Source organism: Kitasatospora sp. NPDC127121 (genome assembly GCF_042677305.1).
In the GTDB taxonomy this organism is placed as follows: domain Bacteria; phylum Actinomycetota; class Actinomycetes; order Streptomycetales; family Streptomycetaceae; genus Kitasatospora.
Map to the genome: position 1 here is coordinate 1 of NZ_JBHXTQ010000024.1, position 13,180 is coordinate 13,180.

9 protein-coding genes and 1 pseudogene are annotated in these 13,180 nt (G+C 70.5%); 6 read left to right on the forward strand and 4 right to left on the reverse strand.

All coding sequences use genetic code 11. From position 1 onward, the window contains the following. The 4 genes and pseudogenes from ACFVHI_RS14660 to ACFVHI_RS14675 all read right to left on the reverse strand — a co-directional run. The coding region (locus ACFVHI_RS14660) for an imelysin family protein (protein ID WP_380339076.1) at window positions 1-1,089 on the reverse strand (1,089 nt) is incomplete at its 3' end. A gap of 125 nt (window positions 1,090-1,214) precedes the next feature. Then, window positions 1,215-2,252, reverse strand: a complete 1,038-nt coding sequence (locus tag ACFVHI_RS14665; protein ID WP_380339079.1) for a Yip1 family protein — start codon at window positions 2,250-2,252, stop codon at window positions 1,215-1,217. Window positions 2,253-2,455: 203 nt separating this feature from the next. Next, a pseudogene (locus ACFVHI_RS14670) lies at window positions 2,456-3,529 on the reverse strand (sugar phosphate nucleotidyltransferase); the annotation flags it as partial. A 308-nt stretch (window positions 3,530-3,837) separates the two neighbouring features. Continuing rightward, complete coding sequence (locus tag ACFVHI_RS14675; RefSeq protein WP_380339082.1) at window positions 3,838-6,060, reverse strand: (Fe-S)-binding protein; 2,223 nt, start codon at window positions 6,058-6,060, stop codon at window positions 3,838-3,840. A gap of 339 nt (window positions 6,061-6,399) precedes the next feature. Here ACFVHI_RS14675 and dnaK point away from each other — a divergent pair, with 339 nt between their 5' ends. The 6 genes from dnaK to ACFVHI_RS14705 all read left to right on the forward strand — a co-directional run bounded on the left by dnaK (window position 6,400) and on the right by ACFVHI_RS14705 (window position 13,174). After that, window positions 6,400-8,232, forward strand: a complete 1,833-nt coding sequence (gene dnaK / locus ACFVHI_RS14680) for a molecular chaperone DnaK (protein WP_063348543.1) — start codon at window positions 6,400-6,402, stop codon at window positions 8,230-8,232. Further along, window positions 8,229-8,864, forward strand: a complete 636-nt coding sequence (gene grpE / locus ACFVHI_RS14685; protein WP_063348542.1) for a nucleotide exchange factor GrpE — start codon at window positions 8,229-8,231, stop codon at window positions 8,862-8,864. The genes dnaK and grpE overlap by 4 nt, the downstream gene beginning before the upstream one ends. Before the next feature lie 223 nt (window positions 8,865-9,087). After that, window positions 9,088-10,245: a molecular chaperone DnaJ gene (gene dnaJ, locus ACFVHI_RS14690; protein WP_363368337.1), complete on the forward strand. Its 1,158-nt coding sequence runs from the start codon at window positions 9,088-9,090 to the stop codon at window positions 10,243-10,245. Between the two features lie 7 nt (window positions 10,246-10,252). Next, a complete protein-coding gene (locus ACFVHI_RS14695) occupies window positions 10,253-10,798 on the forward strand; it encodes a heat shock protein transcriptional repressor HspR (RefSeq protein ID WP_380339086.1) in 546 nt (181 codons plus the stop codon). A 194-nt stretch (window positions 10,799-10,992) separates the two neighbouring features. Continuing rightward, window positions 10,993-12,000 (forward strand): hypothetical protein, encoded by a 1,008-nt coding sequence (locus ACFVHI_RS14700; protein WP_380339089.1) that lies wholly within the window; start codon window positions 10,993-10,995, stop codon window positions 11,998-12,000. A 547-nt stretch (window positions 12,001-12,547) separates the two neighbouring features. Then, window positions 12,548-13,174, forward strand: a complete 627-nt coding sequence (locus ACFVHI_RS14705; protein ID WP_063348539.1) for a hypothetical protein — start codon at window positions 12,548-12,550, stop codon at window positions 13,172-13,174. Window positions 13,175-13,180 lie beyond the last annotated feature (6 nt).

The following is a 13,180-nucleotide window of genomic DNA, read 5'->3' on the forward strand; positions in this document are numbered from 1 at the left end:
CCCAGTGGCCATCGAGGACGGGGAGAACTCCGCCCAGCCCACCCGCTGCTCCCAGTCGGCGAGGTCCTTGTCGAGGGCGTCCGCGAGCGCCTTGGCGTCCGGGCCGAGCTTCTTGTCCTGCCAGAGTTCCTTCTCCAGCCGGTGCCAGCCCGTCCACTTCTGGCCGGTCTCCAGACCGTCGGCGCGTACGTCGACCTTCGGGTCGATGTCACCGAAGGACTCGGCGACCAGTTCGGTGCCGTCCTCGGAGAGCCGCAGTTCGGTGCGGAGTTCGGCGAGTTCGCCGAGGTGGTGCAGGTGGGTGCCGCCGCAGAAGATCTGCGCGCCGCCCTCGGGCAGCTCGCAGTGCCACTGGCGGCGGGCGGTGAGCTCGGGGCCGGGGACCTCGATGCGGACCGGGGCGTCGGCGGCGACCCAGGCGGCGAGCCGGGCGTTGACGGCCTCGGTGAGGGCGGGCAGGGCGTCGGCGAGCGCGGGGAGCTCGTCGGTGGCGTCCGCCGTGAAGCCCTTCTTCTTCAGCGACTTGCCGAGCCGGTAGGTGTCGGTGCTGGCCTCGGTGTCCATCGCCGAGGTCGCCATCGCGAGGCTGTCGAAGTCGGGGTGGCCGAGGGCGTCGGAGCGGCCCGGGTCCTTGCGCCAGCGCGGCGCGAGGGCCTCGTTGAGGGCGAGGGCGAGCAGGTGGCAGCCGCTGTGCGAGGCGCTGAGGGCGGCCCGGCGGTCGGCGTCGACGGCGAGGACGGCGGTGCGCCCGACGAGGTCGCCGGGGTCGGTGTCGACGACGTGCAGGACCAGCCAGGACCACTCCTCGTCGCCGCGCCGGACCGGGATGTCGGCGCCGGCCAGCGGCGTTCCGCCGTCCGGGCCGACGGCGCCGGTGAGGCAGTCGACGACGGCCAGCTCGGTGCCGTCGACGGTGAGGGTGCCGAGGTCGGCGGGCTGGTCGGGCCAGGTGTGGTCGAGCGGGTGGAACGGGGTGGCCCCGGTCACGACGGCGTGCCGGCCGTCCCCCAGCGGGTGCACCGCGATCACCGTCGACTCGCCGGTCACCGCCCCGGCCGGGAAGCTGACGTGCGTGGTGGGGAGGGTCATTCCTGGCTCCGGTGACGTGGAACGGGTGAGGGAGTGAGGGGCGAGGGGGTGAAGGCTGAGGGGGTGAAGAGGGTGGACGGGCCCCGGCCTGACCGGGATCCGTCCACCATTGTGCCCTCCGGCCGTCAGCCCAGGGTCGGCAGCTTGATCAGCACCAGCAGCGCGAGCAGTTGCACCGCCGAGGCGGCGGCCGCCTTGCCCCAGGGCAGGTCGTGCACCCGCCGGACCATGCTGGTCAGCAGGTACGCGCAGAACGCCCAGGTGGCCCAGCCGGCGACCTGGACGACCGCGCTGCCCGAGGGCAGCACCAGGTCGAGCAGCAGCCGGGGCGCGTCCGTCAGCCAGCCGATCAGCGCGGCCAGGCCGACCGTCGACTTCCACGGGCCGTCCCCGCCGAGCTGGCGGGCCAGCGCGTAGGTGACGCCGCCGAACAGCGCTCCGGCCACGGCGAAGCCGATCGCGGCGGCGGCGATGCCGGTCAGCGCGACGGTGAAGGTCGAGTCGACGATGTCGTCGTGGGTCAGGCCGATGCCGAGCACCGCGAGCGCGCCGTACAGCATCGAGACGGTGAGGGCGGGCAGCCAGACCTGGTGGTCGCGGGCGCGGTCGAAGGTCGCGGTGGGGGCGCGGAAGATGCCGATGAGCAGTTCGCGCCAGTGCGGGCGGGGCCCGGCGACGTGCGGGGCGGACTGGCCGCCGGCCCGGTAGACGGTGACGTTGTCCTGGCCGTACGGCGGCTGCTGCTGCGGCCCGTAGCCGTCCTGGCCGTAGCCGTCGCCCTGCGGGTGTCCGCCCTGGTCGTAGCCCTGGTCGTAGCCCTCGGCGCCGTACCCCGCCTGCGGGTACCTGGGGTGCCCGCCGTACTGGCCCTGGTCGTAGTACCCGTGGTGGGGCGGCTCCTGCGCGTACGGGTCGCCGGTCGGGAAGGCCCGGGTGCCGCCGGGCCGGTCGGCGGCGTACGGGTCGTAGCCGCCCTGCGGGCCCGGGGCGCCGGGGCCTCCGGGCGTGCCGTCGGGGCCGTCGGCCACGCCCCGGTGCGGGGCCGTGAAGTACTCCGGCCCGTCCGTCTGCCCGTGCCCCCCGGGCCCCGCCGGCGGCGGAGGGGGCGCCCACCCGCCGTGGGGGTCGGCGCCCTGCCCGCTGTCGTATCGATTACCAGCCACGCTCTGACGGTACCCGTCCGGCCCAATCCGCGTGGGGCCTGGACGGAGCCGGGGCCGGTTTGCAGCGAGCCTGAGACGAACGCGGCCGAAATCCTGCCGCCGACGGCGCCAGCGGCCCGGCCCGGGTCCTACCGCTGCGCGCTGACCGAGGGCCCGTGCACCGCGGCGGCCGCGGCGGTGCCGGCCGGGCAGCCGCCAGGGCCGGCCGAGGTGCGGACCGCGCCGACCGGCAGCAGGGTGCCGCAGGCGATCCGGATGCCGTTCGGCAGCTCGTTGTCGGATTCGACGATCGCGCCGTCGCCGATCACCGCGCCGTCCAGCGCCGAGCGGGCGCCGACGGTGGCGAAGGCGCCCACGATGGAGTCCTTGACCAGGGTCTCCGGGCCGACCACCGCGCCCGGCAGGATCACGCTGCCCTCGACGATCGCGCCGGCCTCGACCACCGCGTTCGCGGAGACCACGGTGCCGCCGCTGAGCACCGCGCCGGGGTGGACGGTGGCGCCGGGCAGCAGCAGGGCGTCGCCGGTCGGGCCGGGGACGGCCGGGGAGTCGACCTTGCCGAGCACCAGGTCGGCCGAGCCGCGGACGAACGCGGCCGGGGTGCCGAGGTCGAGCCAGTACGAGGTGTCGACGACGCCGCGCAGCAGCGCGCCGGTGGCCAGCAGCTCGGGGAAGGTCTCGCGTTCGACGGACACCTCGCGGCCGGCCGGGATGCGGTCGATGACGGACCGGGTGAAGACGTAGCAGCCGGCGTTGATCTGGTCGGTGACGATCTGCTCGGGCGTCTCCGGCTTCTCCAGGAACTCCAGCACCCGCCCGTTCGCGTCGGTCGGGACGAGGCCGAAGGCGCGCGGGTCCTCGACCCGGGTGAGGTGCAGGGTGACGTCGGCCCCGGCGGCCACGTGGCCGTCGCGCAGGGCGGCGATGTCGACGCCGGAGAGGATGTCGCCGTTGAAGACCAGCACGGGCTCGTCGGGGCCGCAGGTCAGCCCGGACGCCGCGTTGCGGATCGCGCCGCCGGTGCCCAGCGGCTCGCGTTCGGTCAGGTAGACCAGCTCGATGCCGTACGGGGTGCCGTCCTGGAAGTGGTCCTCGAAGACCTCGGCCAGGTACGAGGTGGCCAGCACGACGCGGGTGACGCCGGCGGCGGCCGCGCGGGCCAGCTGGTGGGCGATGAAGGGGACGCCCGCCACCGGCAGCATGGGCTTGGGGGTGTGGGTGGTCAGCGGACGCAGTCGCGTGCCCTTACCACCGACCAGCATGATCGCCTCGGTCATGGTCTGCGCTGTTCCCCTTGTGCTCTGCGGCCCCGGCCCGGCGGGCCGATACCTCCGTCGGTGGTCTGGACCCGTCCGGCCGTCCGGAACGGGTCGACCGGCGCGAGGCCGGTCTGCCGCCTACTGTATTTCCTCCCAACGGGCGGACACTCAGGCGGCCGTGCGATTGGCACCACTCCCCTACGGGTCCCGCCCCGGATCCACCCCCGGTCCGGCCCGTCCCGGCCCCCCAAAAGCCCGGCCCGGCGGGCGCTCTCGCGGCGACCACCGGGCCGGGCAGTTGTAGCAGAACTGTCGAACAGAGGACGCTACGCGTCCACCGTCGCAGGCTCCTCGGCGCCGGCCGGCGGGGTCGCCTTCACCGAGTCGAGCAGCAGCTGGGCGACGTCGACCACCTTCAGGTGCTCCTTGGCGGCGCCCTCGTTCTTCTTGCCGTTGACCGAGTCGGAGAGCATCACCAGGCAGAACGGGCAGGCGGTGGAGACGATGTCCGGGTTGAGGGACAGCGCCTCGTCCACGCGCTCGGTGTTGATCCGCTTGCCGATGCGCTCCTCCATCCACATCCGGGCACCGCCGGCGCCGCAGCAGAAGCCGCGCTCCTTGTGCCGGTGCATCTCCTGCTGGCGCAGACCGGGGACCTTGTCCATGATCTCGCGCGGCGGGCTGTAGACCTTGTTGTGGCGGCCCAGGTAGCAGGGGTCGTGGTAGGTGATCAGGCCCTCGACCGGGTTGACCGGGACGAGCTTGCCCTCGTCGATCAGGTGCTGCAGCAGCTGGGTGTGGTGGATGACCTCGAAGTGGCCGCCCAGCTGCGGGTACTCGTTGGCGATGGTGTTGAAGCAGTGCGGGCAGGTGGCGACGATCCGCTTGACCGGCGCGTCCTCCAGGGCCGCGTTCAGCGTCTCGACGTTCTGCGCGCCGAGCATCTGGAAGAGGAACTCGTTGCCCAGCCGGCGGGCGGAGTCACCGGTGCAGGACTCCTCCTTGCCGAGGATGGCGAACTTCACGCCCGCGGTGTGCAGCAGTTCGGCGAAGGCCTTGGTGGTCTTCTTGGCGCGGTCCTCCAGGGCGCCGGCGCAGCCGACCCAGTAGAGGTACTCGACCTCGGCGGGGTCGATGTCCTCGCCGATCACCGGCACCTCGATGCCGGTCTCCTTCTTGAGCTCCTTGACCCAGTCCAGGCGGGCCTTGGTGGCCATGCCCCACGGGTTGCCCTTGTTCTCCAGGTTCTTGAGCATCGTCCCGGCCTCGGTCGGGAACGAGGACTCGATCATCACCTGGTAGCGGCGCATGTCGACGATGTGGTCGATGTGCTCGATGTCCACCGGGCACTGCTCGACGCAGGCGCCGCAGGTGGTGCAGGACCACAGGACGTCCGGGTCGATGACGCCGTTCTCCTCCGCGGTGCCGATCAGCGGGCGCTCGGCCTCGGCCAGGGCGGCCGCCGGGACGTCCTTGAGCTGCTCGGCGGTGGCCTTCTCCTCGCCCTCCATGTCCTTGCCGCCACCGGCCAGCAGGTAGGGCGCCTTGCCGAAGGCGTGCTCGCGCAGGCTCATGATCAGCAGCTTCGGCGAGAGCGGCTTGCCGGTGTTCCAGGCCGGGCACTGCGACTGGCAGCGGCCGCACTCGGTGCAGGTGGAGAAGTCGAGGATGCCCTTCCAGGAGAAGTGCTCGACCTGGGAGACGCCGAAGACGGCGTCGTCGGCCGGGTCCTCGAAGTCGATCGGCCGGCCGCCGCTGGTCATCGGGCGCAGGGCGCCGAGCGCGGTGCCGCCGTCCTCCTCGCGCTTGAAGTAGATGTTGAAGAAGCCGAGGAAGCGGTGCCAGGCCACGCCCATCGAGGGGTTGATGCCGATGGTGGTCGCCCACGCGAACGAGATGCAGATCTTCAGCATCGCGAAGAGGTAGATCAGGTTCTCCAGCGTGCCGTGCGACAGGCCGCTGAGGGCGGAGACCAGCGGGTACGACACCAGGTGCTCGGGCCCGTACGAGTCGACGCCGTTGAGGGCGCCCTCCAGGGCGCGCAGCATCAGGATGCACAGGCCGATGCCGAGGATCGTGTACTCGACGTAGAAGGCCTGCCAGGCGATCGAGCCGGCGAAGCGGGACTTGCGGCCGGACCGGGACGGCAGGCTGAGCAGCCGGATCACGATCAGCGTCGCGATGCCCAGCGTGGTGAGGGTGCCGACGAGCTCGACGAAGAGCTGCCAGAGCATCCAGTGGCCGATGATCGGCAGCGCGAACTCGGCGTCGAAGAGCTGGCCGAAGGCGTTGACGATGGTCAGCACCAGGCTGAAGAAGCCGACGGCGACGAACCAGTGGGCGATGCCCACGATCCCCCAGCGGTTCATCCGGGTGTGGCCGATGAACTCGACCGCGACGGTCTTCACCCGCTGGGCGGGCCGGCCGAAGCGGGTGGGGTCCGGCTGGCCGGTCCGCACCACTTTGTAGATGTACAGCGCCGCACGGGCGGCGAGCGCGGTGCCGATCACGAATGTGACCAGCGAGATGACGATCGCTGCTAGCTGCATCGGCTCTCCGTCTCCTGCGGCTTGCTGTTGAGCGGTCTTTGAACGGTCTTGCGTGGAACGAATTGTACTCGTCGGTAACTTGCCGGGCCGACGGCCCGGACATTACCGCCCGCCACCAGTCCTCCAGAAGGTTCCCAAGCTATGGCGGCAGTCACGTGGCACCACACGCGCCACGGCCAGGACCACGGCCACGACCGAGGCCACGGGAAGTCGCCGCGGCCACGGGAAGCGGACCGCTCAGCAAAGTTGAGCGGCATCGACTCATCCATGTTGACGGCACCCACCCGGTCGTGCATCCTTGAGCCTGTAAAGCTCAACTCTTCCGTGGAGGTATTTACGATGGCACGCGCGGTCGGCATCGACCTCGGTACGACGAACTCGGTCGTCAGCGTTCTGGAGGGTGGCGAGCCCACCGTCATCACGAACGCCGAGGGCGCGCGGACCACGCCGTCCGTCGTCGCTTTCGCGAAGAACGGCGAGGTCCTGGTCGGCGAGGTGGCCAAGCGTCAGGCGGTCACCAACGTCGACCGAACCATCCGCTCGGTCAAGCGCCACATGGGCACCGGGTGGAAGATCAACCTGGACGGCAAGGACTTCAACCCGCAGCAGATCAGCGCCTTCGTGCTGCAGAAGCTGAAGCGGGACGCCGAGGCCTACCTGGGTGAGACCGTCACCGACGCCGTCATCACCGTCCCGGCGTACTTCTCCGACTCCGAGCGCCAGGCCACCAAGGAGGCCGGTGAGATCGCGGGCCTCAACGTCCTGCGCATCGTCAACGAGCCGACCGCGGCCGCCCTGGCCTACGGCCTCGACAAGGACGACCAGACCATTCTGGTCTTCGACCTCGGCGGCGGCACCTTCGACGTCTCCCTGCTGGAGATCGGCGACGGGGTCGTCGAGGTGAAGGCCACCAACGGTGACAACCACCTCGGTGGTGACGACTGGGACCAGAAGGTCGTCGACCACCTGGTCAAGGTCTTCCAGGCCGGCCACGGCGTCGACCTGTCCAAGGACAAGATGGCCCTGCAGCGTCTGCGCGAGGCCGCCGAGAAGGCCAAGATCGAGCTGTCCTCGTCCTCCGAGACCTCGATCAACCTGCCCTACATCACGGCCTCCGCCGAGGGCCCGCTGCACCTGGACGAGAAGCTCACCCGCGCCCAGTTCCAGCAGCTCACCTCCGACCTGCTGGAGCGCTGCAAGGTCCCGTTCCACAACGTGATCAAGGACGCCGGCATCTCGCTCTCCGAGATCGACCACGTCGTCCTGGTCGGCGGCTCGACCCGTATGCCCGCCGTCGCCGAGCTCGTCCGCGAGCTGACCGGCGGCAAGGACGCCAACAAGGGCGTCAACCCGGACGAGGTCGTCGCCATCGGCGCCGCGCTCCAGGCCGGTGTCCTCAAGGGCGAGGTCAAGGACGTCCTGCTGCTCGACGTCACCCCGCTGTCCCTCGGCATCGAGACCAAGGGCGGCATCATGACCAAGCTGATCGAGCGCAACACCACGATCCCGACCAAGCGCTCCGAGATCTTCACCACGGCCGAGGACAACCAGCCGTCCGTGCAGATCCAGGTCTACCAGGGCGAGCGCGAGATCGCGGCGTACAACAAGAAGCTGGGCATGTTCGAGCTGACCGGCCTGCCGCCGGCGCCGCGCGGCCTGCCGCAGATCGAGGTCACCTTCGACATCGACGCCAACGGCATCATGCACGTCGGCGCGAAGGACCTCGGCACCGGCAAGGAGCAGAAGATGACCGTCACCGGTGGCTCCGCGCTGCCGAAGGACGACATCGAGCGCATGATGCGCGAGGCCGAGCAGTACGCGGAGGAGGACCACAAGCGCCGCGAGTCCGTCGAGACCCGCAACTCCGCCGAGCAGCTCGTCTACTCGACCGAGAAGTTCATCGCGGACAACACCGACAAGCTCCCCGCCGACGTCAAGGCCGAGGTCGAGACCGCCATCGGCGAGCTCAAGGAGGCCCTGAAGGGCGAGGACATCGCGAAGATCCGCGAAGCCTCGGAGAAGGTCTCCACCACCGCGCAGAAGCTCGGCCAGGCGCTGTACGCCAACGCCGACGCCGCCGCCCCGGCCGGCGAGTCCGCCCAGGCCAAGGACGACGACGTCGTCGACGCCGAGATCGTGGACGACGAGAAGCCCAAGGGCGGTGCGGCATGACGGACAAGCCGCAGGGCGGCAAGCCCGGCGACGACTCCGCCGCCGACGAGGCTGTGATCAAGGCCGCCGAGGAGGCCGCCGCAGCCGGCGCCGCCGACTCCGGCTCCGGTGCTGGCTCCGACGAACTCGCCACTGCCAAGCGGGAGTCGGCCGAGCGCACCGCCGACCTGCAGCGTCTGCAGGCCGAGTACCAGAACTACCGCAAGCGGGTCGAGCGCGACCGGCTGACGGTCCGCGAGATCGCGGTCTCCAACATCCTGGAGTCCCTGATCCCGGTGCTCGACGACATCGGCCGCGCCCGCGAGCACGGCGAGGTCACCGGCGGCTTCAAGTCCGTCGCCGAGTCCCTGGAGACGGTCGTCGCCAAGCTGGGCCTCCAGCAGTTCGGCAAGGAGGGCGAGCCCTTCGACCCGACCATGCACGAGGCGCTGATGCACAGCTACTCCTCGGACGTCACCGAGGACACCTGCGTGCAGATCCTCCAGCCCGGCTACCGCATCGGCGAGCGGATCATCCGCCCCGCCATGGTCGCCGTCGCGGAGCCCCAGCCGGGCACCCAGACCACGGCCGCGCCCGACGGCGAGGCGAAGTCCGGGGACGCGGACAAGTCCGACGGTGGTTCGGACAGCTGACAACCTGTGACAGCTGACAACCAGTGCGCTGCGGAGTCGTACGCCGGCCAGAACGGCGGCCGACTCCGCAGCGCGCTGTCAACAGCGCCCGGTGGAGCGGCTGTTGACAGCGCAGCGAGGATGGACATCGGGAGGTGGCGGCAGCTATGAGCAAGCGCAGCGAGCGAATCGTTGAAAGGCGCGTGTTGCGCGGAGCGGCTGCCGAGCGGAGCGAGGTGGACGCATGAGTGGCAAGGACTACGTGGAGAAGGACTACTACAAGGTCCTCGGCGTGCCCAAGGACGCCACCGCCGCCGAGATCAAGAAGACCTACCGCAAGCTCGCGCGCGAGTTCCACCCGGACGCCAACAAGGGCGACGCCAAGGCCGAGGACCGCTTCAAGGACATCTCCGAGGCCTACGACGTCCTGTCCGACGAGAAGCGCCGCAAGGAGTACGACGAGGCCCGCAGCCTCTTCGCCAACGGCGGCTTCCGGGCCGGCGGCCCCGGCCAGGGCAACGGCAGCTACAGCTTCGACTTCGGCGACCTCTTCAGCGGCAGCCAGAACACCGGCAGCGGCGGGCTCGGCGACGTCTTCGGCGGACTCTTCAACCGCAGCGGCGGCCGGCAGGCCCAGCCCCGGCGCGGCGCCGACGTCGAGACCGAGGTGACCCTCGCCTTCGACGAGGCCGTCGACGGTGCGACCGTCCCGCTGCGGATGACCAGCCAGGCCCCCTGCCGCACCTGCAACGGCACCGGCGCCAAGTCCGGCACCACCCCGCGGGTCTGCCCGACCTGCGTCGGCGCCGGCACCGTCAGCCGCGGCCAGGGCGCGTTCGCGCTCTCCGAGCCGTGCAAGGACTGCCGCGGGCGCGGCATGATCGTCGACGACCCGTGCGTCGACTGCCACGGCAGCGGCCGGGCCAGCTCCGCCCACACCATGCAGGTCCGCATCCCGGCCGGCGTCCAGGACGCCCAGCGCATCCGGCTCAAGGGCAAGGGCGCCCAGGGCGAACGCGGCGGACAGCCCGGCGACCTCTACGTCACCGTGCACGTCGACCCGCACCCCGTCTTCGGGCGCAAGGGGGACAACCTCACCGTCACCGTCCCCGTCACCTTCCCCGAAGCCACCCTCGGCGCCACCATCGAGGTGCCCACGCTGAACGGGCCGGCCGTGAAGCTGAAGCTGCCCCCCGGCAGTGCCAACGGCCTCACCATGCGCGCCCGCGGCAAGGGCGCCACCCGCAAGGACGGCACCCGCGGCGACCTCCTCGTCACCGTCGAGGTCGTGGTGCCGCGGCACATCACCGGGGACGCGCTGAACGCCCTGGAGCAGTACCGCGAGGCCACCGCCTCCGACGACCCGCGAGCCGCCCTGTTCCGGGCGGCGAAGGGAGCGTGACGACCAGATGATCCCCAACAGTCCCATCGGCCCCGGCATCGGTGAAGGCCTGCCCGGCATCGGTGAAGGCCTGCCCGGCGTCGGCGACGGCCTGCCGGGCGACGGCCGCCGCACCCGGCGGCCCACCGCCCCGCCGCAGTACGTCCTCACCGAGGACACCCCGGTGTACGTCATCTCCGTCGCCGCCGAGCTCTCCGGCCTGCACCCGCAGACCCTCCGCCAGTACGACCGCCTCGGTCTGGTCAGCCCCGACCGCACCGCCGGCCGGGGCCGCCGCTACTCCGCGCGCGACATCCAGCAGTTGCGCGAGGTCCAACGGCTCTCCCAGGACGAGGGCATCAACCTGGCCGGCATCAAGCGGATCATCGAGCTGGAGAACCAGGTCACCGCGCTCAAGTCCCGCATCGGCGAACTGGTCGACTCCCTCGACGGCGCCACCAGCGCCCTCCAGCAGCGCGAGGCCGCCGTCCACGCCTCCTACCGCCGCGACCTCGTCCCCTACCAGCCGCCCACCCAGTCCAGCGCCCTGGTCGTCTGGCGCCCCAAGCGCTGAGACTTGGCTGAACACCTCCGGCCGCCGGCTCCCCTCCGCCCGGGGGGTGCCGGCGGCTTGATCGTGGTGAGAGAGTGCTGTCGAACAAATCTGGCCGCCCTCACCGATGCCACCCGATCTGGCATGCTGCACTGCGATTCCGGTATTGGTGCCCGGCAGGTAGTGCAGACACGGCCACGGCAAGGAGCCCGCAGATGAGTGGACGAGAACAGCCCGGTACCGCCGCGATTGGGCCCTCCGTCCTCTCGAAAGAAGCGCGGGAGTTGTATCTGGCGGTCATCCGCGAGAACGGGCGGTTTCCGAAGGACTCCGACCTCGCCAAGGCGGGTGGGGCCCAGGAGGAGTTGGTGGCGATAGGCCTTCTGGTCGCCGACACCGACGAACCCGGTGTCCTCGTCGCGGTCGACCCTCAGCAGCTGTCCGAGAGCCTCTCCGTGACCTGGCAGCGCCAGGCACTCGACCTGCTCACCCGCGCGTCGGCCCTCGCCACCGATCTCCACGACCTGACGGCCGCCTACCACTCACCGGAGCAGGCCGGCGGCGCGATCGAGTACGTGCGGGGAAAGGTGCTGATCAACCAGCGGGTGCAGCAGATCGTCGCCAGCGCCTCGGAGGAGATCCTCGCCGCCCAACCCGGCGGGCCGCGCCCGTCCGAGGCGCTCACCAGCATCCTCGCCCGCGACCTCGAAGCCCTCCGCCTGGGCATCACGCTCAGGACGATCTACCACCCGAGCACCCGGTACCACGCTCCCACCAGGGAGTACGTGGCCACGATAACCAAGGCCGGCGGACGGTTCCGGACGCTGGAGGAGCCCTACACGCGATTGATCGTCATCGATCGCCGAATCGCGGTCATCCCCATCGCCGAGGACCTCAATCTGGCCGCCTTCGTGCACGATCGGGCCGTCATCAGCTACCTGATCAGCGAGATCTTCGAGCGGAACTGGAGCCGGGCGCTGGACTTCGACGGCGCGCGCGCCGTTCCGCAGCAGGTGGTCTCCGGGATGCGGCAGACGATCATCGACCTCATGCTCGAAGGCGTGAACCACCGGGTGATCGCCCGCAGACTCGGCATCAGCGAACGGACGCTCGCGCGGCACCTGGCCGAGATGCGCGACGAGCACAATGTCGAGTCGCTGTTCCAACTCGGGTACGCATTGGCCCGGAACAGCATTCCGACCGACTCCGACAGCTATCACTGACCAAGCGTCGCGGCGGTCTCAGTTCCAGATCGTGTCATTGGCCAGCGCCATGGTCTGAGGCGCTGCCGCATCGTGGGAAACCCCGATGTTCCAGATCGTGTCGTCAGCCGGGCTCGAACCGCTCCCGATGAAAAGCGCCAGACCCACAACGACTGGAACCAGGACAAATCGCACCACCCGGCGTATCCGAGACATGGTGCCCCCTCTCTTTGTTTAAGACTTGGCGCGGGTACCCAGCCATTGTTTCGAACAACCTGCCACATAATGCCGCAAGCCCATGCCGGAAGCCAGGGGGCCTGCTACCCCAGTGCGTCATCTCTCTGCCAGGCATCGAGATGACACCACGGCTCTGTGGACGGTGGCGACGGTCGACAGAGACGATCAGTGCACTCCCCAACCCCTCTCGCGGGAGGGGGAAGACGGGGACACCACAAACAACATGTCCATGACTAGTTCGTTTCGACCACAACGAATGCACAGCAGCATTCCGATAGTCACCACCCAACGGGGCGATCGGCCTGGTTGGCACCTATCCCCGGAGTCGACAATGAGTGAGCCCTACCTGCGAGAGCACGCCGGACAGACCCCCGAGGGCCGGCGTGCGCGTGTGTTCCTGGCCGCGCCGCTGATGCGGCTGACCGGGCCCGCGGACAGTGTGGTGACGCTCGCCAGCCGGACGCGGCTGACGACGCTCCGCACCACCCTGCTCCGCAGCGGTGCCGCCGTGTACAGCGCGCACCACAGTGATGCCTGGACCGTCGCCGGGCAGGCGCCGGAGCCCCGGGTGCCGTCCGACTTCCGGGCCCTGCAGTCCGCGGACCTCGTGTTCGCCTACGTCGGGGCGCCGCTGTCGGCCGGGGTGAGCCTGGAGCTGGGGTGGGCGTCGGCGCTGCGGAAGCCGATCGTCCTCCTCGTCGACGAGGCCATCACGCACAACCCGCTGATCGCCACCATCGAGCAGGTCGCCCCCGTTCTGCCGCTGGTCTTCGACGACACCTGGTCGCAGGAGGCCCTCAACCACACCGTGGAGACCGCGCTCGACTGGGCCGGCATGGCGCTGTCCCTGCGCGAGGGCTTCTGGACCGCCCCCGGTGAGCAGTTCAACGTCCCCCGGCAGCAGCCCCCCGTCGTCGGCCGGGCCGGCTACTGGCCGACCAGCGCCGCCACCGGCTGACCAGCG